Source organism: Agrococcus sp. ARC_14, from assembly GCF_022436485.1.
Lineage (GTDB): Bacteria > Actinomycetota > Actinomycetes > Actinomycetales > Microbacteriaceae > Agrococcus.
In genome coordinates, this window is record NZ_JAKUDO010000001.1 from 1004360 (window position 1) to 1028012 (window position 23653).

General features: G+C 72.8%; 24 protein-coding genes. 14 read left to right on the forward strand and 10 right to left on the reverse strand.

Translation table 11 applies throughout. The annotated features are described in order from the left end of the window. Nucleotides 1–46: 46 nt before the first annotated feature. Nucleotides 47–679, reverse strand: a complete 633-nt coding sequence (locus tag MKD51_RS05055; RefSeq protein ID WP_240238833.1) for a Maf family nucleotide pyrophosphatase — start codon at nt 677–679, stop codon at nt 47–49. A gap of 38 nt (nt 680–717) precedes the next feature. Then, a complete protein-coding gene (locus MKD51_RS05060) occupies nt 718–1272 on the reverse strand; it encodes a TetR/AcrR family transcriptional regulator (RefSeq protein ID WP_240238839.1) in 555 nt (184 codons plus the stop codon). Between the two features lie 77 nt (nt 1273–1349). Between MKD51_RS05060 and MKD51_RS05065 the strand changes: the two genes are divergently transcribed. The 5 genes from MKD51_RS05065 to MKD51_RS05085 all read left to right on the forward strand — a co-directional run bounded on the left by MKD51_RS05065 (nt 1350) and on the right by MKD51_RS05085 (nt 5551). Continuing rightward, on the forward strand, nt 1350–1712 hold the full coding sequence (locus MKD51_RS05065; RefSeq protein ID WP_240238842.1) for a DoxX family protein: 363 nt from the start codon (nt 1350–1352) through the stop codon (nt 1710–1712). A gap of 38 nt (nt 1713–1750) precedes the next feature. Beyond that, on the forward strand, nt 1751–3028 hold the full coding sequence (locus tag MKD51_RS05070; protein WP_240238844.1) for a TRAM domain-containing protein: 1278 nt from the start codon (nt 1751–1753) through the stop codon (nt 3026–3028). 258 nt (nt 3029–3286) lie between these two features. Beyond that, nucleotides 3287–3739 carry a DUF6069 family protein gene (locus tag MKD51_RS05075; RefSeq protein ID WP_240238846.1) on the forward strand — a complete coding sequence of 151 codons (453 nt, stop codon included), beginning with the start codon at nt 3287–3289 and terminating at the stop codon, nt 3737–3739. Nucleotides 3740–3761: 22 nt separating this feature from the next. Further along, nucleotides 3762–4940, forward strand: a complete 1179-nt coding sequence (locus MKD51_RS05080; RefSeq protein ID WP_240238848.1) for a sensor histidine kinase — start codon at nt 3762–3764, stop codon at nt 4938–4940. Then, a complete protein-coding gene (locus MKD51_RS05085) occupies nt 4937–5551 on the forward strand; it encodes a response regulator transcription factor (RefSeq protein ID WP_240238850.1) in 615 nt (204 codons plus the stop codon). Before MKD51_RS05080 ends, MKD51_RS05085 begins: the two co-directional genes overlap by 4 nt. Here MKD51_RS05085 and MKD51_RS05090 read toward each other — a convergent pair whose 3' ends face one another. The 4 genes from MKD51_RS05090 to MKD51_RS05105 are packed head-to-tail and all read right to left on the reverse strand — an operon-like array spanning nt 5552 to nt 9568. Further along, on the reverse strand, nt 5552–6688 hold the full coding sequence (locus tag MKD51_RS05090; protein ID WP_240238852.1) for an FAD-dependent monooxygenase: 1137 nt from the start codon (nt 6686–6688) through the stop codon (nt 5552–5554). Nucleotides 6689–6733: 45 nt separating this feature from the next. Further along, nucleotides 6734–7696, reverse strand: coding sequence for a DNA topoisomerase IB (locus tag MKD51_RS05095; protein ID WP_240238853.1), 963 nt, complete (start codon nt 7694–7696; stop codon nt 6734–6736). 25 nt (nt 7697–7721) lie between these two features. Next, nucleotides 7722–7958: an acyl-CoA carboxylase epsilon subunit gene (locus MKD51_RS05100; RefSeq protein WP_240238856.1), complete on the reverse strand. Its 237-nt coding sequence runs from the start codon at nt 7956–7958 to the stop codon at nt 7722–7724. 11 nt (nt 7959–7969) lie between these two features. Then, the gene (locus tag MKD51_RS05105) at nt 7970–9568 is read right to left on the reverse strand and encodes an acyl-CoA carboxylase subunit beta (RefSeq protein ID WP_240240835.1); all 1599 of its coding nucleotides are present in this window, start codon (nt 9566–9568) and stop codon (nt 7970–7972) included. A gap of 172 nt (nt 9569–9740) precedes the next feature. Here MKD51_RS05105 and MKD51_RS05110 point away from each other — a divergent pair, with 172 nt between their 5' ends. The 6 genes from MKD51_RS05110 to MKD51_RS05135 all read left to right on the forward strand — a co-directional run bounded on the left by MKD51_RS05110 (nt 9741) and on the right by MKD51_RS05135 (nt 15654). Further along, entirely contained in the window at nt 9741–10466 is a 726-nt protein-coding gene (locus tag MKD51_RS05110) for a biotin--[acetyl-CoA-carboxylase] ligase (protein WP_240238858.1), read from the forward strand. A 17-nt stretch (nt 10467–10483) separates the two neighbouring features. Continuing rightward, on the forward strand, nt 10484–10966 hold the full coding sequence (locus MKD51_RS05115) for a PH domain-containing protein (protein WP_240238860.1): 483 nt from the start codon (nt 10484–10486) through the stop codon (nt 10964–10966). Between the two features lie 54 nt (nt 10967–11020). Beyond that, nucleotides 11021–12337, forward strand: a complete 1317-nt coding sequence (locus MKD51_RS05120; RefSeq protein WP_240238862.1) for a UDP-glucose/GDP-mannose dehydrogenase family protein — start codon at nt 11021–11023, stop codon at nt 12335–12337. Further along, nucleotides 12334–13455, forward strand: coding sequence for a 5-(carboxyamino)imidazole ribonucleotide synthase (locus tag MKD51_RS05125; RefSeq protein WP_240238864.1), 1122 nt, complete (start codon nt 12334–12336; stop codon nt 13453–13455). Before MKD51_RS05120 ends, MKD51_RS05125 begins: the two co-directional genes overlap by 4 nt. Before the next feature lie 331 nt (nt 13456–13786). Then, nucleotides 13787–14290, forward strand: a complete 504-nt coding sequence (gene purE, locus MKD51_RS05130; RefSeq protein ID WP_240238865.1) for a 5-(carboxyamino)imidazole ribonucleotide mutase — start codon at nt 13787–13789, stop codon at nt 14288–14290. Then, the gene (locus MKD51_RS05135) at nt 14287–15654 is read left to right on the forward strand and encodes an LCP family protein (protein ID WP_240238867.1); all 1368 of its coding nucleotides are present in this window, start codon (nt 14287–14289) and stop codon (nt 15652–15654) included. The genes purE and MKD51_RS05135 overlap by 4 nt, the downstream gene beginning before the upstream one ends. A 93-nt stretch (nt 15655–15747) precedes the next feature. Here the strand turns inward: MKD51_RS05135 and MKD51_RS05140 are convergent, their stop codons facing one another. The 3 genes from MKD51_RS05140 to rfbB are packed head-to-tail and all read right to left on the reverse strand — an operon-like array spanning nt 15748 to nt 18710. Continuing rightward, on the reverse strand, nt 15748–16854 hold the full coding sequence (locus MKD51_RS05140) for a glycosyltransferase (RefSeq protein ID WP_240238869.1): 1107 nt from the start codon (nt 16852–16854) through the stop codon (nt 15748–15750). Next, nucleotides 16851–17714: a dTDP-4-dehydrorhamnose reductase gene (gene rfbD / locus MKD51_RS05145; protein ID WP_240238871.1), complete on the reverse strand. Its 864-nt coding sequence runs from the start codon at nt 17712–17714 to the stop codon at nt 16851–16853. Before rfbD ends, MKD51_RS05140 begins: the two co-directional genes overlap by 4 nt. Nucleotides 17715–17726: 12 nt before the next feature. Further along, nucleotides 17727–18710: a dTDP-glucose 4,6-dehydratase gene (gene rfbB / locus MKD51_RS05150; RefSeq protein ID WP_240238873.1), complete on the reverse strand. Its 984-nt coding sequence runs from the start codon at nt 18708–18710 to the stop codon at nt 17727–17729. Between the two features lie 130 nt (nt 18711–18840). Between rfbB and rfbA the strand changes: the two genes are divergently transcribed. Continuing rightward, nucleotides 18841–19707, forward strand: a complete 867-nt coding sequence (gene rfbA, locus MKD51_RS05155) for a glucose-1-phosphate thymidylyltransferase RfbA (protein ID WP_240238875.1) — start codon at nt 18841–18843, stop codon at nt 19705–19707. Nucleotides 19708–19714: 7 nt separating this feature from the next. Here rfbA and MKD51_RS05160 read toward each other — a convergent pair whose 3' ends face one another. Continuing rightward, entirely contained in the window at nt 19715–20665 is a 951-nt protein-coding gene (locus MKD51_RS05160; protein WP_240238877.1) for a glycosyltransferase, read from the reverse strand. 129 nt (nt 20666–20794) lie between these two features. On the opposite strand from MKD51_RS05160, the gene MKD51_RS05165 reads away from it, so the two are divergent. Together MKD51_RS05165 and MKD51_RS05170 are read left to right on the forward strand one after the other, a co-directional pair. Further along, entirely contained in the window at nt 20795–22588 is a 1794-nt protein-coding gene (locus MKD51_RS05165; RefSeq protein WP_240238879.1) for a rhamnan synthesis F family protein, read from the forward strand. Between the two features lie 8 nt (nt 22589–22596). Further along, entirely contained in the window at nt 22597–23652 is a 1056-nt protein-coding gene (locus MKD51_RS05170; protein WP_240238881.1) for a glycosyltransferase, read from the forward strand. The last annotated feature ends 1 nt before the right edge of the window (nt 23653 follow it).

The window sequence follows — 23653 nt, forward strand, 5'->3', positions numbered from 1 at the left end:
GCGCCCGGCCGCAGACCGGACGCGTCTCGAGATCACGCCGCCCCAATCAGCTCGTCAGCGCCGGCCACCCCACCCCGAGCTCCCGCGCGAGCCGCCGCACGGCGGGGATGCTCATGCCGACGACCGTCGAGGGATCGCCGTCGATGCGGTCGATGAAGGCTGCGCCCCTGCCGTCGATCGTGAAGGCGCCGGCGACCTCGAGCGGTTCACCGGTGGCGACGTAGGCGTCGATCTCGGCCTCGTCGATGTCGGCGGAGAAGTCGATGTGGGTCGCGGTCGTGGTGCCCGCGGAATCCTGGATCCGCCCCTCGCGCACGTGCAGCATCCAGTGCCCCGAATGCAGCGTCGCGGAGCGTCCACGCTGTGCGAGCCAGCGTGCCCGGGCGCGCTCGGGTGTGTGCGGCTTGCCGAGCATCGCGCCGTCCAGCTCGAGCGACGAGTCGCCGCCCAGCACCAGGCCGTCGAAGCCCGTGAGCGGATCCTGGTCGAGCAGCGCCTCGGCCTTCGCGCGCGCGAGCAGCAGCACGTAGTCGGCGGGGGAGAGCGGCCCGTGCTCGGCCTCGTGCGACTCGATCAGCAGCTCCTCATCGAGGTCGGTCGGCCGCACGAGCGGTTCGATGCCCGCCTGCCGCAGCAGCGCGAGGCGGGCGGGGGAGGCGGAGGCGAGGATGAGCTGCACGCGTCGATCCTCGCATCCGCTCTGCTGTGGAAGGAACGTCAGCGCTCGGCGACGGCCGCTGGCACGTGCTGGGCGAGCCCGGCGAGCATGCTGAGCACCGACTCGAGATCGGCGCGGGAGGCCACCGTCGAGGCGCTCGCGCCGATCAGCACCAGCAGCGGCACGAGCGCCGCCGTGCGGGCATCCGCTGCGGGCACGGCCCGCCGCCACAGCGCCTCGAGCGCCGCGAGCCTGCCGCCGTCGATGCGCGCCTGCACGCTCGCGGCCGCCTCGTCGGTCGCGGCCCACGCCCGCACAGCCCGCTCGAGCCCGTCGTCGGGCACCCGCGCGACGAGCGCACCGAGCCGAGCGATGGCGTCGGATGCCTCGAGGCCGTCGACCTCGGCGGTGACGGCCTCGACCAGCTCGGCCTGCGACCGCTCGTGCGCCTCGAGCACTGCCTCGCGCAGCGCGCCGGCGCCGCGGAAGTGGTGGTGGAAGGATCCCTTCGTCACGCCGAGCGCCGCCGCGAGCGGGTCGACGCGGATGGTCTGCTCGCCGCCGTCGGCCAGGGCGCGCAGCCCCGCCTGGATCCAGTCGTCCCTGCTCGGCATCGTCGCTCCCGTCGTCGTCGCCCGCGTGTGCCGGCCCCATCCATCCGCCATACCGTACCGTATGGTACGGTCACTGCATGACGCTCATCCTCCCCGAGCCGATCTGGCCGGTCGTCGTGCTCGCCGTGATCAGCCTCGGCGACGCAGCCATCAGCTGGAAGCCGGTGCCGTTCGTGGCGCAGTGCTGGGAGGACGTGCGGTTCCCGAAGCGCTACTGGCGGGTGCTCGCGTGGCTGAAGATCGCCGCGGGCGTCGGCCTCATCGCAGGGCTCTGGATCCCGTTCCTCGGCCTGCTCACCACGGCGTGCCTGGTCGCCTACTTCGTCGTCGCGATCGCCTTCCACATCCGAGCGCGCGACTTCAGCCGCAACCTGTTCGTCAACGCCACCGGCATGCTCGTCCTCTGCGTCGCGGTGCTGCTCTGGAGCTTCCTGCTCTGACTGCCGCTCGCGCGCGGCGCATGCGGGAGGATGGGTGCATGCCTGCAACGAACGACTCCATCGAGCCCGGTCAGATCGTCGAGCTCACCATCGACAACGTCGCCCACGGCGGCCGCTTCGTCGGCCGATACGGTGCCAGCGAGAGTGAGCGCGGCCGCGTGGTCTTCGTGCCGGACACCATGCCCGGCGAGACCGTGCGGGCGCAGATCGTCGAGGTGAAGAAGTCGTTCGCCACCGCCGTCGCGATCGAGGTGGTCACGGCATCCGAGGATCGCGTTCCGCACATCTGGCCAGAGGCCGCGATCGACCGCACGCCTGCCGAGCGCGCCGGCGGCGCCGAGTTCGGCCACATCCGGCTCGCCCGACAGCGCGAGCTCAAGCAGCGCGTCCTCGAGGACGCCCTGCAGCGCACCGGCGGCATCACCCGCGAAGTGCACGTGCAGGCGGCGCCCGGCGACGACAAGCGCGGCGGTCTCGGCTGGCGCACGCGCGTGCGCCTGCGCGTCGACGATCGCGGCAACCAGGGCCCGTTCGCGCCCCGCAGCCACGAGGTCGTGCCGGTCACGAGCCTGCCGCTGGCGACCGAGGGCATCCAGCGCTCCGCGCAGCTCGACCAGCGCCTGCCGGGCGTGACCGCCGTCGACTACGTCGAGTGGGGCGACGGCGAGGTCGACGTCATCGCGATGGAGGGCGAGCCGGAGCGCGGCCGCACCGACACCATCGTCGAGACGGTCGGCGAGCGCGAGTTCCAGGTCGATCGCTCGGGCTTCTGGCAGGTGCACCGCGAGGCTGCGGGCGTGCTGACGGATGCCGTGCGTCGCGTCATCGACGTCGCTCGCGTCGATCCCGCGGGCTGGTCGCTCGACCTCTATGGCGGCGTCGGCCTGTTCGCGGCCACCATCGCCGAGTCGCTGGGGGAGCGCACCCGCCTGACGAGCGTCGAGGGCGACGAGGTCGCCACCGACCACGCGGGCGAGAATCTCGCGGAGTGGTTGGGGGCGTCCGCAGAGACCGGCCGCGTCGACCGCTGGCTGCGCGAGCTCGTCGGGCGCGCCAGCGCGCAGGAGCGCGAGCGCCTCTCGAACGGCGTGGTCGTGCTCGACCCGCCGCGCGCGGGCGCGGGGCGCGAGGTGATCGAGCGGCTCGTCGAGATCGAGCCGGCGCAGATCATCTATGTTGCATGCGACCCTGTGGCACTCGCGCGCGACGCGAAGCTGCTCGGCGAGCAGGGCTGGAGCATCGACTCGCTGGAGGCGTTCGACCTGTTCCCGCACACGCACCACGTCGAGGCGGTGGCGGCCTTCCGCCGCAGCTGATCCCGCGAGCCGGCGCGTCGCGCACAACGCAAGCCCTCTGGCTCCATTCCGCTGGTCGTCCTCGCCGGACCCTGGTGCGCCCCCGGTTCCGACGCGCGAGCTTGCGTTGTGCCCCGCTGCCGCCTGAACCGGCGACGGCCGCGAGGAGTTCGGGCGTGACATTCGTCCTGCTCGAGACAGGACACCCCGCCCTGGGCTGAGGCCGCCCCGGTTCCTAGCGTCGAAGTCGACCCATTGGAAAAGTCTCAGGGAGGCACCATGTCCACCGACTTCGACACCACCGCCGAGACCGCGGGAGACGTCTTCGCGGCGCAGTCCGCAACGCGCAGCCGCCGGCTGTGGCGGCTCGGCACCATCGCGGCTGCCGTGCTGCTGGCCACGGCCGTCTGGGCCCTCGCCGTGCCGATCGCGGGCCTCGAGCTCGCCGTCGGCACCGGCCCGAGCACGCAGGTCATCGGGCCCGACGGCGTCGCGGTCTCCTCGCTCCTGCTGGGCCTCGCGGCATGGGCGCTGCTCGTACTGCTCGAGAAGCTGGGCGAGCGCGGCCGGCGCTTCTGGCAGGCGGCGGGCTGGATCGTGCTGGTGCTCTCGCTCGCCGGCCCGATCGCGATGGGCGGCGCGCCGGCCGTGCTGCTCACCCTGCTCGCCATGCACCTCGTCGTGGGTGTCACCGTGATCCTCGGCCTCGCGCACCCCCGAGCTGGTGCGTAGCGTGGGCGCGACGGAGGTGCCCATGCCGCACGACGCAACCCGCGTCCTGCCCCACCGGGAGCACGTCCCCGGCCTCGAGCGCATCGCTCGCTGGCCGGGGGCGTGGTTCCCGCTGCTCTGGCTGCCGATCCTGCTCGCCGGGCCTGTGATCCAGGCGGCCATCGACCTCGACTGGCTGCGCGGCCTCGCCCTGCTGGTCTTCGGCGCTGCCTTCGCAGGCACGGTGCAGCTGCCCTTCCGCGCAGGGCGGCGCTGGCACGCAGAGCTCGCCTTCGCTGGGCTGATCGTGCTGTTCGTGGTCTACTTCGCGCTCTGGCAGCGCGACAGCGCCTTCCTCCACCCGCTGATGGCGATCGGCGCCGCCGTCGCCGTGCGCCCGCGCCTCGCGCTCGGCGTCGTCGTCGGCCTCACGATCAGCGGCGCCACCGCGCTCGGCATCGAGCGCGGCTCGCTCGAGGACGCCATGCTGCTGGGCTTCGCCACGCTCATGGCGGGCGGCACGAGCTTCCTGGTGCAGCGCCTCGTGCAGCAGAACCGCGCGCTGCGCCGGCTGCAGCGACAGCTGGCGCAGGCTGCCGTCGCCGAGGAGCGCCAGCGCTTCTCCCGCGACCTCCACGATCTGCTCGGCCACACGCTGTCGGTCATCGTCGTCAAGGCGGAGGCCGTGCGCCGCCTGGCGGAGCGCGACCCTCGCGCCGCGGCCGCCCACGCCGCCGAGATCGAGACCGTCGGCCGCCACGCGCTCGCCGAGGTGCGGCAGGTGGTCTCCGGCTACCGCGCCGCGAGCCTGGCCGACGCGATCGAGGCCGCGCGATCCGCGCTTGCGCCCCGCGGCATCGCGCTGCGGGCGAACCTGCCTGAGCAGCCGCTGGAGGAGGAGACGGATGCGCTGCTCGGCTGGATCGTGCGGGAGGGCACCACGAACGTCCTGCGTCATGCCCGCGGCGCGGCCACATGCCGTGTCACGGTCGCCGTCCACGGGGACACGGTGCGCATCGAGGTGCGAGACGACGGCGGCGCCGACCCGGTCGACGCGCACGCTGACGGCAGCGGCCTCGCCGGCCTGCGGGAGCGCGTCGACCGCTTCGGCGGCGTGCTCACCGCCGGTGCGAGCCCGGACGGCTACCGCCTGGCCGCCACCGTGCCCCTCCGCGACTTGCCCGCGGGGACCGGCCCGACGCATCCGGAGCGCACCTCGTGACCGCGCCGATCTCGATCCTCATCGCCGAGGACCAGGGCATGATGCGCTCGGCGCTCGCCAGCCTGCTCGAGCTCGAGGACGACCTGCGGGTCGTCGAGCAGGTCGCGCGCGGAGACGAGGTGCTCGCCGCCGTCGAGCGCACCGTGCCCGATGTGGTGCTGCTCGACATCGAGCTGCCCGGTCGCAACGGGCTCGATCTCATCGCGGAGCTGCTGCAGGCGGCGCCGGGGATGCGCGTCGTGATCGTGACGACCTTCGGCAGGCCCGGCTACCTGCGCCGCGCCATGGCGGCCGGCGCGAGCGGCTTCCTCGTGAAGGATGACCCGGTCGAGCAGCTGGCGCGCGCGATCCGGGAGGTGTGCGCCGGCGGCATCGTCGTCGACCCGGCGCTCTCGGCGCAGGCGCTGCGCGCCGGCCCCGACCCGCTGAGCGAGCGAGAGCGCGAGGTGCTGGTGGCCTCCGCCGACGGCGCGACGATCGCGGATGTCGCGATCGGGCTGCACCTCTCGGAGAGCACGGTGCGCAACTACCTCTCGGCCGCGATCGGCAAGCTCGGGGCGCGCAATCGGGGCGAGGCGCTCAGCATCGCCCGCCGCAGCGGCTGGGTCTAGTCAGCGTTTCGTGACGCCGCCCGCCGCCCGCGCGACGAGGTGCGCGACGCCCGGGAGCGCGGTGGCCTTCAGCACCGCGCGCTGCGCTTCGAGCTCGAAGCGGGTGTGCGGCGCGAAGGTGCCGGCCGCCGCCCGCCCGCGCGCCTGCTCGCGCTCGATCACCGGCCGCCAGTCGCGCTCGTAGGTGGCCAGGCCGGCCGTGACGTCGCTCGGATGCTTGGCGAAGGCGAGCTCCTCGGCGAGCCGCTCCGCCCCGGCGATCGCGAGCGACGCACCCTGGCCGGCGAGCAGCGAGACGGCCGCGCAGGCATCGCCGAGCAGCACCATCCTGCCGCGCACCCACGGCTCGACCACTGTCTGCGCGACGTCGTCGATGTAGGGCTCGCGGATCGCGCGCACGGCGCGGCGGCCGAGCACGCCGATGCCGGCGATGGCCTGCCTCGCATCCGCCGGCGCCACGCCGCCCAGCACCGCGAAGCCCGTCACGCGGCCGTCGCCGAGCGGGGCGACCACGAGCTGCCGGTCGAGCTCGGTCTGCATGGCGACCTTGCCGTCGAGGTCGGCGGCGAAGCCGGCATCCTCGCCCAACCAGGCGGCGAACAGCAGCCGCTCGATCGGGCGCACGAACCGCTCGTGGCGACCCCAGCCGAGCTGGCGCACCCGCGAGCCGACGCCGTCGGCGCCCACCAGCAGGTCGGTCTGCACGCGCTCGCCGTCCGAGAGCAGCAGCTGCACGTGGGTGCCGTCGTCATGCGCCGTCTCGACCTGCACGCCCCAGCGGATGCGCACCGATGCGGGCAGCTGCGCGTGCAGCGCGTCGACGACCTGCTGGCGCAGGATGGTCATGTACCGCCCGCCCACGGCATCGCCCACGAGCCTGATCGGCAAGGTCGCGCGGACCCGCCCCGACGCATCCACCGACCGCAGCTCGTCGAACGACTCGGCGCGCTGCGTGAGTGCCGGCAGCAGCCCGAGCCGGTCTGCCGCCTCGTAGCCGGGCCCGAAGAAGTCGATCAGGTACCCGGATGCACGGGGTGCGGAGGCGCGCTCGACGACCTCGACGGTCCATCCGTCGAGCGCCAGCCGGCCGGCCAGCGCGAGGCCGGCGACACCGGCGCCCGAGACGATCGCATGCATACCCGCGACGCTACTCGCCTGCAGCGCGGCAGTCTTCGGGCGGACTCACCGAAGCAGCGCCAGCAGGGCGCGCTCCCTCGACCCCTGCAGCCCGATCGTCGTGCCGGCCTCGAAGCGCTCGAAGACCTCCGGGTCGATGTAGCTCGAGCGCGCCACCGCCGGCGTGTTCCCGAGCGCCTCGGCGACCTCCTCGACGGCTGCCCGCACCGCCCGGCGTCGCGCCGCCTGCGTGCCGACCTCGCGCGCCCTCGCGAGCGAGACCGCCGCGACGATGGTGCCGTGCAGGGTGCGGAAGTCCTTCGCCGTGAACTCGCCGCCGGTCGCCTCGCGCACGGCGTCGTTGAGGTCGGCGTCACGCAGCGGATGCGCGCCGCTCTCGTCGCGCCAGGCGAGCAGACGCGACGCCCCCGAGCGCCCGTCGCGCAGCGCCGCGAGGCAGGCGGCCAGCGCGCCGTCCGTGATCGTGACGTCGAACCGCTGACCCGACTTGGCGGGGAACCGCAGCCGCACCTCGTCGCCGTCGACGCGCGCGTGCCTGCAGAGCAGCGTCATGAGCCCGCGCGAGCCGTTCGACTCGGCGTAGGCATCGCCGCCCGCGCGCACCGCGACTGCGTCGAGCATGCGCAGCGCCGCCGCCAGCACCCGCTCGCGCTGCAGCCCGTCGAGCGCGAGATCCCTGGTGACGCGGCGCCGCATGGCCGGCAGCGCCTCGGCCAGATCGAGCGCCCGCTCGTGCTTGACGCGGTCGCGCCGCTCCCGCCAATCGGGGTGATAGCGGTACTGCATGCGGCCGGCGTCGTCGATGCCCGTCGCCTGGATGTGCGCGAGCGGGTCCGCGGCGATCCACACCTCGGTCCAGGCCGGCGGCACCGCGAGCGCCTCGGCCCGCTCGCGATCCGCCCCTGACGCCCGCCGACCGCTGTCGTGCGTGTACGCCCAGCCGCGCCCCGACCTGCGGCGCCGGATGCCCGCATCCGACCCCGGGTGCGCGCGGCGCAGCCTCGTCATGGCCCGATGCTAGCCCTGCGGCTGCTCAGTCCTGCTTCCAGCGGAATCCGGTGGCCGTGCGCGACTTCGCCTGCCACTCGCTCTCGGCGTCGAGCACCGTGCGGTGCTTCGTCTCGGCCCACTCCTCGGCGAGCCCGACGAGCACGGCCTCGACCGCGGCGCGCTCCTCCGCGGTCGGCGAGCCCGCGACGACGCGCATGATGGGCTCGGATGCGTCGGCGTGTGCCGGACGGTGCGGGGCAGGCTGCTGCGGTTCGGTCATCGTCGGCTCGATCACATCGGGATGTTGCCGTGCTTGCGCTCCGGGCGCTGGACGCGCTTCGTGCGCAGGGCGCGGAACGCACGGGTGATCATGACGCGGGTCTCGGCCGGCTCGATGATGCCGTCGAGCTCGCCGCGCTCCGCCGCGAGGAACGGCGAGGCGACGTTGTAGGTGTACTCGCTCGCGAGGCGCTGGCGCACGGCCGCGACGTCCTCGCCGTTCGCCTCCGCCGCCTTGATCTCGTTGCGGTAGAGGATGTTGACGGCGCCCTGGCCGCCCATCACCGCGATCTCGGCCGACGGCCAGGCGATGTTGATGTCGGCGCCGAGCTGCTTCGATCCCATCACGATGTATGCGCCGCCGTAGGCCTTGCGGGTGATGACCGTCACCATCGGCACCGTCGCCTCGGCGTAGGCGTAGAGCAGCTTCGCGCCGCGGCGGATGACGCCCGACCACTCCTGATCGGTGCCGGGCAGGTAGCCGGGCACGTCGACGACGGTGAGGATGGGGATCGAGAACGCGTCGCAGAACCGCACGAAGCGCGCGGCCTTCTCGCCGGCCTCGATGTTGAGCGTGCCGGCCATGGCGTTGGGCTGGTTGGCGATCACGCCGATCGTGCGGCCCTCGAGGCGGCCGAAGCCGATCACGATGTTGGGCGCGTAGAGCGGCTGCACCTCGAGGAACTCGCGGTCGTCCACGAGCGTCTCGATGATCGCGAGCACGTCGTACGGCTGGTTCGGCGAGTCGGGGATGATCGTGTTGAGGCGGCGGTCGGCGTCGCTCACGACACGCTCGGCCGTGTGGTCGTAGGCCGGCACCTCCGACTGGTTGTTGTCGGGCAGGAAGGCGAGCAGCGCGCGCACGTAGTCGAGCGCGTCGTCCTCGTCGGCGGCCAGGTAGTGGCTGACTCCGGAGACGGTGTTGTGCGCGCGCCCGCCGCCGAGCTCCTCGAAGCCGACCTCCTCGCCCGTGACCGTCTTGATGACATCCGGCCCGGTGACGAACATGTGGCTCGACTTGTCGACCATGATGACGAAGTCGGTGAGCGCGGGGGAGTAGACGGCGCCGCCGGCTGCCGGGCCCATGATGATCGAGATCTGCGGGATCACGCCGGAGGCGGCGGTGTTGTTGCGGAAGATCTCGCCGTACTTGCCGAGCGCGACGACGCCCTCCTGGATGCGCGCGCCGCCCGAGTCGAGCATGCCGACGATGGGCACGCCCACCTTCATCGCGTACTCCTGGATCTTGGTGATCTTCTCGCCCGCGACCTCGCCGAGCGAGCCGCCGAAGGTCGTGAAGTCCTGCGAGTAGACGGCCACGCGCCGGCCGTGCACCGTGCCGATGCCGGTCACCACGGAGTCGCCGTACGGCCGGTTCTTCTCCATGCCGAACGCGGTGGTGCGGTGGCGCACGTAGGCGTCGAACTCGACGAACGAGCCCTGATCGACGAACTGCTCGATGCGCTCGCGTGCGGTCTTCTTGCCCTTGGCGCCCTGGCGCTCCTTCGCGCGCGACTCCTTGTCGGTCACCGCCTCGCGGTGGCGCACCCGCAGATCGGCGATGCGGTCGGCGGTGGTGGAGAGGCGGGCGGCGGTGCTCTCGTCGGTCACTGGTTCACTCGTCACTGGGCCATCGGTCGCGGTGTCGTCGGTCACGGATGCAACTCTAGAGGTCGCCGCATGCGCGGCCTTTGTGGACTCCCACAGCGTCCGGCGGCAGATCGGTGGCGATCCTCTCCATCTCATGCGCACGTCGCAGCGCGGTGCGGCCTAGCCTGGACGCATGCTGTTCCCCGGCGCTGCGCGCATCGCAAGGGTCGTCGAGCTCGACACCATCGGCTCGACCTTCGATGCCGTCGACGAGCGCGCCGACCACCTCACCACCTGGGCGACGCTCGATCAGCGCGCCGGGCGCGGCCGGCTCGGGCGCGAGTGGGTCAGCCCCGCAGGCAAGTGCCTGTCGGCGACCGTGCTCGTGCACACGCGGCGGATGCGCGAGGACGCCGTTGCATGGATGCCCCTGGCGGCAGGGCTGGCGCTGGCCGATGCGCTCGACACGCTCGTGGGCGACCGCGCCGGCCTCAAATGGCCGAACGACGTGCTGATCGACGGCAAGAAGATCGCCGGGGTGCTCTGCGAGCGCCGCAAGGGCGCGGTGGCGGTGGGCTTCGGCGTGAACCTGACGCTCGAGCGCGACGAGCTGCCGACCCCGCACGCCACCTCGCTGACGCTCGAGGGCGCGGAGGGCACCCCCGCGGTGCTCGCCGATGCCGTGCTGTGGCACATGCTGCGCTCGCTCGATGCGCTGCTGCCGGCGCTGGGCGGCGAGGGCCTGCACGCTGCCGTGACCGCCGCGCTCACCACGATCGGCCGCGACGTGCGTGTCGAGCTGCCCGACGGAGAGCTGCTCGGACGTGCCGTCGGGCTCGGCCCCGCTGGCGAGCTGCAGGTCGACAGCGGCGACGGAATCGTCGACGTGCGGGCCGGTGACGTCGTGCACGTGCGCTGATGCGAGAGAATCGTCGGGTGCCAGCCGGCGAGGAGCGAGTCATCGCGCGCATGCGACCGCATGGGCGTGCCCTTGTCGTGCCCGTGCTCGTGCTCTGGCTGAGCGTCGGGCTGGCCGTGCTGCTGCTCGATCGGGTCGAGTGGGCGCTCTGGAACATCTCGGTGCTGACGGTCGCGGCGGTCGTCGTCGTGCTGCTCACCGTCGTCCCGACGCTCGCGTGGCTCTCGCGCGGCTTCACCTTCACCACCGAGCGGGTCATCATCCGCACCGGCTTCGGTGGCACCAGGCGCGAGACGATGCTCTCGCGCGTCCACGACGTGACCGTGCGGCGGCGCGGGCTGCAGGCGCTCTTCGGCGCCGGCGACGTGCTGCTGTCGACTGGCGGCGACCGCGCGGTCATCCTGTCCGACGTGCCCGTCGCCTCGCTCGTGCAGCGCATGCTGTCCGAGCAGCTGGGCTCGCGTGGCATCGTGACCCCTGACGTCGGCGACGCCGGCTGAGACTGCACACTGACCACCACCCGCGCCTTCGGCGCAAGGCAAAGAGGAGCTCACATGAAGATCGCCGTGATCGGATGCGGTTACCTGGGCGCAGTGCACGCTGCCGCGATGGCGTCGCTCGGCTACGAGACCGTGGGCGTGGACGTCGACGCGTCGAAGATCGAGCGGCTGCGCCGCGGCGAGCCGCCCTTCTACGAGCCCGGCCTGCCGGAGCTGCTGCGGGCAGGCGTCGACGCAGGAACGCTGCGCTTCACGACCGACGTCGCAGAGGTCGCGGGCAGCGACGTCATCTTCATCGCCGTCGGCACGCCGCAGCGCGCCGGCTCCGACGCGGCAGACCTCACCTATGTCGACGCCTCGATCGAGTCGCTGCTGCCGCACATCGGCGAGGGCTCGCTCGTCGCCGGCAAGTCGACCGTGCCGGTCGGCACCGCGCAGCGGCTCGCCGAGGTGCTGGCGCCCAGCGGCGCACGGCTCGCCTGGAACCCCGAGTTCCTGCGGGAGGGCTTCGCCGTCGAGGACACCCTCGCCCCCGACCGCCTGGTCTACGGCGTCGCCGACGGTGACGACGCATCCGTCGCCAAGCTCGACGAGGTCTACGCCGGCATCCTGGCGCGTGGCACCGACCGCCTGGTGGTCAACTTCGCCACCGCAGAGCTCGTCAAGGTGAGCGCCAACGCCTTCCTCGCCACGAAGATCTCGTTCATCAACGCGATGGCGGAGCTGTCGGAGACGGTGGGCGCCGACGTCACGCAGCTCGCCGACGCGATCGGCCTCGACGCCCGCATCGGCCGCCGCTTCCTGAACGCCGGCCTCGGCTTCGGCGGCGGCTGCCTGCCCAAGGACATCCGTGCCTTCCAGGCGCGCGCCGAAGAGCTCGGGCACGGCCAGACCCTCGGCTTCCTGCGCGAGGTCGACCAGATCAACCTGCGCCGCCGCGACCGCATGGTCGAGCTCATCGAGGGCGAGCTGGCCCGCGTGGGCGGCGACCGGGTGGCCATGCTGGGCCTGGCGTTCAAGCCCAACAGCGACGACGTGCGCGACTCGCCCGCGCTCGACGTCTCCCGCATGCTGCAGGAGGGCGGCCGCGTCGTCAAGGCCTATGACCCCGAGGCCTCCGAGACCGCCGGCCGCTCCGTGCCGACGCTCGACATCGTCGGCTCGATCGACGAGGCGATCCAGAATGCCGACGTCATCGCGCTCGGCACCGAGTGGCAGCAGTTCCGCGACCTCGACCCCGCGGAGGTCGCCACGAAGACCGAGGCGCGCGTCGTCGTCGACGGCCGCAACACGCTCGACGCCAAGGCATGGGCGGCGGCGGGCTTCAAGGTGATCGGGCTGGGCCGCCCGGACACCGCTGCCGCAGCATGATCGTCGGCGTCGTGGGCGGCGGGCAGCTCGCCCGCATGATGATCCCCGCGGCCGTCGCGCTGGGCGTCGAGCTGCGCGTGCTGGCCGAGGCGGAGGGCATGTCTGCCTCGCTCGCCGCCACCGCCGTCGGCGACTACCGGGACGCATCCGCCGTGCTCGCCTTCGCGGAGGGCGTCGACGTCATCACCTTCGACCACGAGCACGTGCCGCAGGAGGTGCTGCGCGCGCTGGTCGACGCGGGTGTCGCGGTGCACCCGGGGCCCGACGCGCTGCGCTTCGCGCAGGACAAGCGCGAGATGCGCACGCGCATGGCCGAGCTCGGCGTGCCGCAGCCCGACTGGGCGGCGGTGGATGCGCCGGAGGACCTCGAGCGGTTCCTGGCCGATCACGGCGGCGTCGGGGTCGTGAAGACCGCGACGGGCGGCTACGACGGCAAGGGCGTGCGCGTCGTGCGGAGCGTCTCGGAGGCGAGCGACTGGCTCGATGGCGCCGCGAGCGGCGGGCCGCGGCTGCTGGTCGAGGAGCTCGTGCCGTTCCGACGCGAGCTCGCGCAGCTGATCGCGCGCCGGCCCTCCGGCGAGGCGATGGTGTGGCCGCTCGTGCAGACGGTGCAGGAGGGCGGCATCTGCGTCGAGGTGCTCGCGCCCGCGCCGCACGCCTCCGGCATCCAGCCGGTCGTCGACGACGTGGCGCGGAAGGTGGCGGACGGCGTCGGCGCGACCGGCGTGCTGGCGATCGAGATGTTCGAGACCAGCGACGGCCGCGTGCTCGTGAACGAACTGGCGATGCGCCCGCACAACTCGGGCCACTGGACGATCGACGGCTCGGTGACCAGCCAGTTCGAGCAGCACCTGCGCGCGGTGCTCGACCTGCCGCTGGGCGCGACGGCCATCGTGGCGCCGGCGAGCGTGATGGTGAACGTGATCGGCGGGCCCTCCTCAGGTGCGATGACCGACCGCTACGCCGCTGCGCTCGCGGCGCACCCGGATGTGAAGGTGCACTCGTACGCGAAGGCCACCAGGCCCGGCCGCAAGGTCGGCCACGTCACGGCCGTCGGCGACGAGCTCGACGAGGTCGCCTACCGCGCCCGCGCCGCCGCCGCGCACTTCGACGCCTGAGCGGCGCCCCGCGCCCCGCTGCCCGTCGCCCGTCGCCCGCTGCCCGCTGCCCGCCGCCTGCTGCCCGCTGCCCGCTGCCCGCCGCCCGTCGCCCGCTGCCCGCCGCCTGTCGTCGCTCCGTCGCCGTCGTGCCGCTCAGCGTCCCTCGCGTGCCGACCCGTTGCACCGAGCGCGACCTGGTGCACCGGGTCGGTTTCGGTGGAACGGGTCGGCCGAAGCAAGCGAGGGCGGCCAACCGGGCGGATGCGGGGCACGGGGAGGCGCGAGGCACGCGGAGGCACGCGGCGAGGCGCGGTCGGGCGGCGGCGCGAGCACGCGTACCCTTGTCCCCATGCCTGCGCAGGTCAGCATCATCATGGGATCAGACTCCGATTGGCGGGTCATGGAGGCGGCGAAGGCCGTGCTCGATGAGCTCGGCGTGCCATCGGAGGTCGACGTCGTCTCGGCGCACCGCACACCGCAGAAGATGGTCGACTTCGCCCACGGCGCTGCCGACCGCGGCGTGCGCGTGATCATCGCGGGCGCCGGCGGCGCCGCGCACCTGCCGGGCATGGTCGCATCCATGACCCGTCTGCCGGTCATCGGCGTGCCCGTGCCGCTCGGCCAGCTCGACGGGCTCGACAGCCTGCTCTCGATCGTGCAGATGCCCGCCGGCATCCCGGTCGCCACGGTCTCGATCGGCGGGGCCAAGAACGCCGGCATCCTCGCCGCCCGCATCCTGGGCGCCTTCGACGCCGAGCTGGCGACGCGCCTCGACGCCTACGCCGCAGAGCTCGAGCGCCAGGTGGGCGACAAGGCGCAGGCGCTGCGCGACCGCGTGGAAGCTGGCGCATGAGCCTGCTGCAGGCCGGCACGCCGCTGCGCACTCCGGATGCGCGTCACCCGGAGGTCATGCAGCGTCGCGGCTGGTGGCTGGTCGCGGTCGGCTTCCTGCTGCCCGGCAGCGCCCAGGTGCTCGCTGGCAGCAAGCGGCTCGGCCGCTTCGGCCTGGCCGCCACGATCACCCTGCTCGTGCTGCTCGTGATCGCCGCGATCATGTGGTTCGCGTGGCGCGGCGCGCTGCTCACGCTGCTCGGCAACTCCATCGGCCTGCTGGTCGTCGAGGTGCTGCTCATCGCCTACGCGGTGCTCTGGCTGGTGCTGGGGCTCGACACCCTGCGGCTCGCGCGGCTGCCGAAGATCCAGGGCAGGGCGCGCGCAGCGATCGCGATCGTCTCGGTGCTCGTCACGGTCGCGCCCGTGGCGCTCGCGGGCTACGGCGCCACGCTGGTCGACGCCACCCGCGGCCTGGTCGGCAGCATCTTCGACTTCGCCCGCCCCGCCGTCGAGCCGATCGACGGCCGCTACACGTTCCTGCTGCTGGGCGGCGACGCCGGCGACGACCGCGTCGGCCTGCGCGCCGACTCGATGACCGCCGTCACCGTCAACGCCGAGACGGGCGCCGCGACGATGATCGGCGTGCCCCGCAACATGCGCAACGCGCCCTTCTCGGAGGGCTCGCCCATGTGGGGGCCGTGGCCGAACGGCTTCAACTGCGAGTCGAGCGACTGCCTGCTCAACGGCACCTACACCTACGGCGAGGCGAACCCCGAGCTGTACCCGGATGCGGAGGCGAACGGCTCGAGCCCCGGCATCGAGGCCACCCGCGACGCGGTCGAGGGCGTCACCGGCCTCGAGATGCAGTTCTACGTGCTCGTCGACATGCACGGCTTCGAGGATCTCGTCGACGCGCTCGGCGGCCTCGAGCTCGAGGTCACGCAGCGGGTGCCGATCGCGATCGAGGGCGAGCCCGTGCGCGAGTGGATCGAGCCTGGCACGCAGACGCTCGACGGCCACGACGCGCTCTGGTACGCCCGCAGCCGCGCCGGCACGAGCGACTACGACCGGATGGCGCGGCAGCGTGAGGTGCAGGAGGCGATCATCCGCCAGTTCACGCCGCAGACGCTGCTCACGAAGTACACGGAACTCTCGCGCGCGGGGCAGGACATGGTGCAGTCGGATGTGCCGCAGGCGATGATCGGCTCGCTCTCCGAGCTCGCGCTCGAGACCCGCCAGCTGCCGATCACGAACCTCGAGCTCGTGCCCGACTCCGGGGTGAACACGGGCGCCCCCGACTTCGAGCAGATCCACGCCATGGTGCAGCAGGCGCTCGCCGAGGCGGACGCGATCGTGCCGCCGACGGAGACGCCGACGCCGTAGCGCGCTGGAGCTTGGAGCGGCGGCCCTTTCGGGCCGCCGCCGCGACGCCAGCGTCGAGGCCCGTCTCGGGCCGAGGTCGTCTGCTTCCGGAGGCTACAGCTCCGCGTGGAGCTGCCACACTTGGTGGGCCGCAGCCTCCCAGGTGAACGACTGCGCGCGGTCCTGCGCATGCATGCCGAGGCGGGCGCGCTCGGCGTCGTCTCCGAGCAGCTGCGCGAGCGCCGCCGCGAGCTCATGCGCGCCGCCCGCGACCGGCACGCTCGCGTCGCCCGCGATCTCGTCGAGCGAGCGGGTCGATGGGTGCACGGTCGGAGTGCCGAGCAGCGCGGCGTCCAGCAGCGACAGCCCGAGGGCATCCTGCTCCCAGACGTGCAGGTGCGCGAGCGCGCGGCGGTAGGCGACCGCCAGATCGGCGTCCGAGAGCTCGCCCAGCATCACGAGCCGTCCGGCGGGCAGCCCGGCCTCGACCGCGAGCCCCGCGAGCCGAGCCTCGCCCCAGCCGACCGGCCCCGCGACGACGACCCGCACATCCGGCATCTGCGAGCTCGCGACGGTCTCCACCAGGCGCTCCGCCTGGCCGATGCTGCCCGGCTGCGTGAGCGCGAGCACGTACTCGTCGGGCAGGCTGAGCTCCCGCGCGGGCGGGGTGGCGGATGCGAGCCGCAGCGATGCGGACGGCGCGGGCGGCACGACGCGCACCCGACCCTCGACGTCGTCGAGCAGCGCGAGATCCTCGGCGACCGCAGCGGTCGGCACGATGATGCCGTGGGCGCGCGCGAGCGCGCGCTTGAGCGCCCGGTCGAACCAGCGCTGCTTGCGCTCGGAGCGGTCGGAGAACGACTGCAGGCCGTGCACGGTGACCGTCACCTGGTCGCCGGGCTCCGGCTCGCGCACGAGCGGCGCCATCAGGCTCGTGGCGTGCACGAGGCCGCGCACGGGGATCGTCGTGATGGTGTGCAGCCAGGCCTCGCGCAGCTCTCGCGCGGGCACGGCGGTCTGCTTCAGCTCGGCGAGCCCGGGCACCTGCTCGCGCAGCCGCGCCTCGCGCGACTCCGAGATCTTCGCCGACAGCGCGCCGATCTCGAAGCCCTCCGGCGCGGTCTCGACGAGCCCGCGCGTGAGCTCGGCCGAGTAGCGGCCCACCATCGTCCGCGAGCGCTCCGCGACCTCGTCGAGCACCACCGTGAGCCGGTCGTTCATGCTGCCGTCACCTCTCCTCGTGCGAATGCGTCGTGCAGGGCCTCGCGCCAGTCGCGCATCGGCGTCATGTCGGCCGCCGCCCAGCCGTCGTGGCCGAGCACCGACCACGCGGGTCGGGGAGCGGGGCGCACGAAGCCGGCGGAGTCGGTCGGCCGAACGCGCTCGGGGTCGAGCCCTGCCTCGGCGAAGACCGCGCGCGCGAAGTCGAACCAGGTGGCCTGCCCCTCGTTCGTGCCGTGGAAGACGCCGCTGCGCACATCCGCCTCGAGCAGCGCTCGCAGTTGTGCCGCGAGATCGCGCGTCCAGGTGGGCTGGCCGCGCTGGTCGTCGACGACCGTGAGCGTCTCGCGCTCGCCGGCCAGGCGCAGCATGGTGCGCGGGAAGCTCGGGCCACCCGCGCCATACAGCCACGCGGTGCGCACGACGATCGTGTCTGGGTTGGCCTCGCGCGCCAGGCGCTCGCCCTCCGCCTTCGTGCGGCCGTAGGCAGAGACCGGGGCGACCGGCGCATCTTCGGCGTAGGGGGCGGATGCGTCGCCGTCGAAGACGTAGTCGGTCGAGACCTGCAGGAGCACGGCGCCCACCGCGCGCGCCGCGGCCGCCAGGTTGGCGGGCCCGAGCGCGTTGAGCGCGAAGGCGGCCCCCTCATCGGATTCGGCGTCGTCGACGCGCGTGTAGGCAGCGCAGTTCACGATCGCGTCGACCGGGGCGCCGCCGTGGTCGGTCGCTGCCCGCATGCACGCCTCGGCGTCGCGGATGTCGAGCTCGGCAGAGCCCACCGCGCGCACGTCGTGGCCGGCGAGGGCATCGACGACGTCGACGCCCAGCATGCCTGTCCCGCCCGTGACGAGGATGCGCATCCGCCCCACCATCTAGAGCGCCGCGCGTTCCTTGAGCGGCTCCCACCAGGAGCGGTGGTCGCGGTACCACTGCACGACGTCGGCGAGGCCCTGCTCGAACGGCACCTGCGGCGCGTAGCCGAGCTCGGCGGAGATCTTCGAGATGTCGACCGAGTAGCGCAGGTCGTGGCCCTTGCGATCCTCGACCTGGCGCACCGCGGACCAGTCGCGACCGGTCGCCTCGAGCAGCTGCTCGGTGAGCTCGCGGTTCGTCAGCTCGGTGCCGCCGCCGATGTTGTAGACCTCGCCCGGCCGGCCGCCGGTGAGCACGAGCGAGATGCCGCGGCAGTGGTCGTCGACGTGCAGCCAGTCGCGCACGTTCCTGCCGTCGCCGTAGAGCGGCACGTCGAGGCCGTCGATGAGGTTCGTGACGAACAGCGGGATGAGCTTCTCGGGGAAGTGGTACGGCCCGTAGTTGTTCGAGCAGCGCGTGATGCGCACGTCGAGCCCGTGCGTGCGGTGGTAGCTGCGGGCCAGCAGGTCGCTGCCGGCCTTCGACGCCGAGTAGGGGCTGTTGGGCTCGAGCGGGCGATCCTCGGCCCACGAGCCCTCCTCGATGGAGCCGTAGACCTCGTCGGTCGAGACATGCACGAAGCGGCGCACGTCGTGGCGCAGGGCGGCGTCGAGCAGCCGCTGCGTGCCGACCACGTTGGTCTCGACGAAGATGGATGCGTCGCGCACCGAGCGGTCGACGTGGCTCTCGGCCGCGAAGTGCACGATGGCGTCGATCTCGGGCAGCAGCCGGTCGAGCAGGCCGGTGTCGCGGATGTCGCCGTGCACGAAGCTGTAGTGCGGGTGCTCGGCGACGGACGCGAGGTTGGCGAGGTTGCCGGAGTAGGTGAGGGCGTCGAGCACGGTGACCGAGGCGCCCTCCAGCCCTGGCAGGCGGTCGTCGAGCGCCATCCGGACGAAGTTCGAGCCGATGAAGCCGGCGCCGCCGGTCACGAGGATCTGCACGCGTCGTTCCCTTCCTGGCGCCGGCTCGCCGGCGCGTGAAGCCACAGTCTACGGGCGCGCGCCCAGGGGCCGGCCTGCCTCACCGGCCCGTCGCCGCACCGTAGACTCGCGGCTGACGAGAGGGGTCCGGATGCGCGGCATCATCCTGGCGGGCGGGTCTGGCACGAGGCTGTGGCCGATCACGCGCGGCATCTCGAAGCAGCTCGTGCCGATCTTCGACAAGCCGATGATCTACTACCCGCTGTCGACGCTCATGATGGCCGGCATCCGCGAGGTGCTCGTGATCACGACGCCGGAGCACGCCGAGCAGTTCCAGCGGCTGCTGGGCGACGGCAGCGAGCTCGGCATGCGCATCGAGTATGCGCAGCAGGAGAGGCCCGAGGGCCTCGCGCAGGCCTTCCTGATCGGCGAGGAGTTCATCGGCGACCAGCCCGTGGCGCTCGTGCTGGGCGACAACATCTTCCACGGCTCGGGCCTTGGGTCGAGCCTGCGACAGCACCACGAGGTCGACGGCGGGCTGATCTTCGCCTACCGGGTCTCGAACCCGCGCGCCTACGGCGTGGTCGAGTTCGACGAGGCGGGGATCGCCGTCTCCATCGAGGAGAAGCCCGAGGAGCCGAAGTCGTCGTACGCGGTGCCCGGCCTCTACTTCTATGAGGCGGGCGTCGTCGACGTCGCCCGCGGCATCCGCCCCTCCGCCCGCGGCGAGCTCGAGATCACCGCCGTCAACGAGCACTACCTGCGCGAGGGGCGCCTGCAGGTGCAGACGCTCGATCGCGGCGTCGCATGGCTCGACACCGGCACCTTCGAGTCGATGATGGCCGCGAGCGAGTACGTGCGGGTGATCGAGCACCGACAGGGCACGAAGATCGGCTGCATCGAGGAGATCGCCTGGCGGGCCGGCTGGATCGACGACGTGCAGCTGGCGACGCTCGCGGAGCCGCTGGTGAAGAGCGGCTACGGGGAGTACCTGCAGCGGCTGCCGCAGATGGCGTAGCGGCCGCTCACCAGAGCCCGAGCCGCAGCACCAGGTCGAGCCAGCGGCGCTCAGCCGGCTCGCGGCGAAGCTCGGGCACCAGCCTGCGCAGGGCCGCGCGGGAGCCGCGGTCGCTGCGCTCGAACAGCGGTGCGATGCGCTCGAGCCGCGCACCCGTCTCACCGGTGGCGAGCGCGGCCGCGAGCCTCGCGACCGAGGCGCACTGGCGCCGGTAGTCGCCGCTCGCGAGCCTGCGCGCGCGAGAGATCGCGGCGGTGAGGCCCATGTTGGCGCCGGTCGCGTTGGCGCCGTGCTGGCGGTAGTCGATCGTCGGGGTCGGGTCGATGCGCCACCGGCGGTCGGTCGCGCGCGCGATGGCGTAGACGATCCAGTCGTGCGGCACGGTCTCGTCGACCAGCGGGTGCGCCTCGATGACCTCGCGCACGAACTGGAAGCTCGCGGCGGTCAGCACGAAGGTGCAGCCGGGGCCCGCCGACTCGAGCAGGTAGTCGAGCTCGGTCTGCGGCTGCGACTTCTCGAGATACTCGCTGCGCTCGCTGCCGTCGGGCTGCGGCCAGAACGCGGTGACGCTCGAGGAGATCGCGTCGAGCTCGTGCTCGGCGATCAGCGCCAGCTGCCGCTGGAAGCGGTCGAGGTGCCAGCGGTCGTCCTGGTCGGCGAGCGCGACGGCGGTGGCGCCGGCCACGTCGGCGTCGCGGATGAGCCGCAGGAAGTTGGACTGCGGCGTGCCGAACCTGCCGGGCTCCAGGATGACGACCCGCTCGTCGCCGAGCCCGCGCAGGATCTCGAGGGTCGCATCCGTCGACCCGTCGTCCGAGACGATCAGGCGCACGTCGACGCCCTGCTGATCGAGGATCGTGCGCGCCTGCTCCTCGACGAACTCGGCACCGTTGTGGGTCGCCATGAGCACGGCGACGAGGGGCAGCGCGGTGGCGCTCTCGGCGTGCTCGTCAGTCATCGGGATGCCCTCCGTGGCGTTCGGCGCGCGGGGCGCGATCCGAGGCCCAAGCGTACCGCCGGATCGGTCGGTGCCGCCTCGGCGGATCCTCTGAGACGGCCATGGGCGCGGGTCGCTAGCCTTGGCCCGATGACTGCTGCGCCGCTGAGACTCGCCATCGTCGCCCACCGGGATCCCCGCGGCGAGGTGGGCGAGCGCGTCGACCTGCTGGTCGAGGGCCTGCGCACGATCGTCGACCGCGTCGTGCTGGTCGCGGATGGGCTGCATGCAGTCGGACGGGAGCGGGCCGACGCGCTCGCAGACCGGGTCGTGGAGGCACCGGCGAGGTCGGCGATCGCGCTGCTCGCGGCGGGGCTCGCGGCCGTCGACGACGAGGTGCGGGCGGCGGCGTCGGTGCTCGTGACGGACACCGAGCGGTATGGGCCTGTCCGCGGCGAGTTCACGCTCTCTGAGGAAGTCGTGAGACGTGCGCCTGCGTCGGGCGCGTGGACCTGGGTCGAGACGGCGCCGAGACAGGCGCTCGAGCCATCGCCGTGGCTCTGGGCCGACCGAGAAACCCTCGCTGCGGAAACCTGGCGCGCATGGTGGAGGTCGTCCCGCGACGACACGGGATCGCTCGGTTTGCACGACCTCGTGCTCGCCCTGCGCGATGCGAGCATCGATGTGGTGCCGCTCGTCAGCCACTCCGACTCGAGAATCCAGCGGCTCACGCTGGAGGAGCCCTGGATGCCGGTGCCGTTCCTGGAACGGCTGCTCTTCACTGCCGACCCGCTAGCGCTCGAGGAGCACGCGCTGCGCAGTGCGTCTGCCATGCATCGCCTGCGTCGCGAGGCGTATGCGATGGATCTGGTCGCGCGTGATCTCCGACGCGTGACGACCCCCCGGCAGGCCATGACCAATCTGCAGGCGCTGACCATCCTCGAGCGCGTCCAGCATCCGCCCTTCCAGCCGCTGCGCATCGCCGTCGTCACGCACCTCTACTACTCGGATGCATTCGTCGCCATGCAGCTGTGGCTCCAGGACCTGCCGAAGGACACTACCTGGATCATCACTACGGGCAGCGAGGAGTCGAGAGCGCGCCTCGAGCAGCTCGTCGCCGACAACTCCTTCATCCCCGGCCCGAAGGCGATCGAGATCCGGGTCGTCGAGTCCAATCGCGGGCGTGACGTCACGGCGTTCCTGCTGACGTGCGCTGACGTGCTGCGCCCCGGGCCAGACGGCGAATATGCGCACGACCTCATCGTGAAGCTGCACTCGAAGCGTTCTCCGCAGGACCCCTACCCGCGGGCGAATCGATTCAGCGAGCACCTGATGCGAAGCCTGATGAGCCGGTTCGACGCGGTCGCATCGCTCTTCATCGACGAGCCAGAGCTCGGCATGGCGATGCCGCCGCAGATCCACGTCGGCTACCCGACCCTCGGCCGCGCCTGGTTCGGCAACCGGCCGCTCGCCGAGCAGCTCGCGAGCCGCCTCGGCATCGACGTGCCCTTCGACGAGGGCTCGCCGCTCGCGCCCTTCGGCTCGATGTTCGCCGCTCGCCCCGAAGCGCTGCGGCCGCTCGTCGACGCCTTCGGCTGGCAGGACTTCCCCGACGAGTCTGGCTACAAGGACGGCGGCACGGCGCACGCCGTCGAGCGACTGTTCGCCTACGCGGCGATCAGCGAGGGCTACACGGTGCGCACCGTGACGACGCCCGAGATCGCCGCAGAGTCGCACCAGATGCTCGAGTGGAAGCTGCAGGAGATCCTGCAGGACGTGCCCGGCACCTCGCGCCAGCAGGTGCAGCTCGCGAAGGCAGCGACGCGCGCCGCAGCCGTCTCAGCCGGCGCGGTCGTGCGCACCGCACGCGAGGCCGGCAGGCTCGGCGGCCGGGCCGTGCAGGGCGCGAAGGGCGCGCTCGGACGCCTCCGCCGGAGCCGGTGAGCCGCCCGATGCGCATCGTCGTCTTCCCCGCCTACCGCGAGAACCCGTTCCTCGGCATGCTGCTGGGCGCCGCAGAGCGGGCCGGCGCTGAGATCGTCGACACCCGCACCCTCGACGAGCTCGAGGCGGCGCTCGCCGTGCGCCCGGCCGAGACCGTCCTGCATGCCCACTGGACCAATCCGATCGCCCAGTCGACGAACAACCCGATCGTCGCCGCTCGCAACGCGCACCGCTTCCGCCGCATGGTCGAGCGCGCGCAGCGGCAGGGGGCGCGCGTGGTCTGGACCGTCCACAACGTGCTGCCGCACAACGCCAAGCACGCGCGCGTCGAGCGCGGCATCCACCGCTTCCTCGCGGGGGCGGCCGACCGCATCCACGTCATGCACCCCGACACGGCGGCGCTCGCGGCTGGCGAGTACACGCTGCCTACCGAGCGCGTGCGCCACATCCCGCACCCGAGCTACATCGACGCGGTGCCGCCCGCGGCCGATCGGGCGGCCGCGCGCGCTCGCCTCGGCATCAGCGACGGTGCGCTCGCGGTGCTCTTCCTCGGCCAGATGCGCGCCTACAAGGGCGTGCTCGAGCTCATCGAGGCCGCGGGGCAGGCAGCCGGTGGCCGCGAGCTCGTGCTGCTGCTCGCGGGCAACGCGACCGCCGACGAGACGGTGGCGATCGACGCCGCGCTCGCCGCGCATCCGCAGCTCACCGCTGTGCGCCACCTCGACTTCGTCGCCGATGCCGAGCTGCCGGGATGGTTCGCAGCCGCCGACGTGGTCGCGCTGCCCTACCGGCACATCCTGAACTCGGGCAGCCTGCTACTCGCGGCGACCTACGGCGTGCCGGTGCTGCTGCCCGCGGTGCCGCACCTGGTGCGCGAGCACGGCGATGCCGCGTGGGTCACGCTCTTCGACGGTGCGGATGGGCTGCGTCGCGCCCTCGAGGAGGCTCGCGTCGACGACGGCGCGGCCAGGGCCGCAGCCCTCGCAGCCGCGGCCGCGTGGACGGCCGCAGACGCATCCGACGCCTTCCTCGCGCTGCTGGAAGAGCTCGATCACCCGCGCTGAC

Coding starts and splice junctions, on each gene's coding strand:
- purE (WP_240238865.1), top strand. CDS start 13,787: ATGCCTGCGCAGGTCAGCATCATCATGGGATCAGACTCCGATTGGCGG.
- MKD51_RS05170 (WP_240238881.1), top strand. CDS start 22,597: ATGCGCATCGTCGTCTTCCCCGCCTACCGCGAGAACCCGTTCCTCGGC.
- MKD51_RS05080 (WP_240238848.1), top strand. CDS start 3,762: ATGCCGCACGACGCAACCCGCGTCCTGCCCCACCGGGAGCACGTCCCC.
- rfbA (WP_240238875.1), top strand. CDS start 18,841: ATGCGCGGCATCATCCTGGCGGGCGGGTCTGGCACGAGGCTGTGGCCG.
- MKD51_RS05125 (WP_240238864.1), top strand. CDS start 12,334: ATGATCGTCGGCGTCGTGGGCGGCGGGCAGCTCGCCCGCATGATGATC.
- MKD51_RS05160 (WP_240238877.1), bottom strand. CDS start 20,665: ATGACTGACGAGCACGCCGAGAGCGCCACCGCGCTGCCCCTCGTCGCC.
- MKD51_RS05135 (WP_240238867.1), top strand. CDS start 14,287: ATGAGCCTGCTGCAGGCCGGCACGCCGCTGCGCACTCCGGATGCGCGT.
- rfbD (WP_240238871.1), bottom strand. CDS start 17,714: ATGCGCATCCTCGTCACGGGCGGGACAGGCATGCTGGGCGTCGACGTC.
- MKD51_RS05075 (WP_240238846.1), top strand. CDS start 3,287: ATGTCCACCGACTTCGACACCACCGCCGAGACCGCGGGAGACGTCTTC.
- MKD51_RS05095 (WP_240238853.1), bottom strand. CDS start 7,696: ATGACGAGGCTGCGCCGCGCGCACCCGGGGTCGGATGCGGGCATCCGG.
- MKD51_RS05065 (WP_240238842.1), top strand. CDS start 1,350: ATGACGCTCATCCTCCCCGAGCCGATCTGGCCGGTCGTCGTGCTCGCC.
- MKD51_RS05090 (WP_240238852.1), bottom strand. CDS start 6,688: ATGCATGCGATCGTCTCGGGCGCCGGTGTCGCCGGCCTCGCGCTGGCC.
- MKD51_RS05120 (WP_240238862.1), top strand. CDS start 11,021: ATGAAGATCGCCGTGATCGGATGCGGTTACCTGGGCGCAGTGCACGCT.
- MKD51_RS05165 (WP_240238879.1), top strand. CDS start 20,795: ATGACTGCTGCGCCGCTGAGACTCGCCATCGTCGCCCACCGGGATCCC.
- MKD51_RS05070 (WP_240238844.1), top strand. CDS start 1,751: ATGCCTGCAACGAACGACTCCATCGAGCCCGGTCAGATCGTCGAGCTC.
- MKD51_RS05100 (WP_240238856.1), bottom strand. CDS start 7,958: ATGACCGAACCGCAGCAGCCTGCCCCGCACCGTCCGGCACACGCCGAC.
- MKD51_RS05060 (WP_240238839.1), bottom strand. CDS start 1,272: ATGCCGAGCAGGGACGACTGGATCCAGGCGGGGCTGCGCGCCCTGGCC.
- MKD51_RS05140 (WP_240238869.1), bottom strand. CDS start 16,854: ATGAACGACCGGCTCACGGTGGTGCTCGACGAGGTCGCGGAGCGCTCG.
- MKD51_RS05110 (WP_240238858.1), top strand. CDS start 9,741: ATGCTGTTCCCCGGCGCTGCGCGCATCGCAAGGGTCGTCGAGCTCGAC.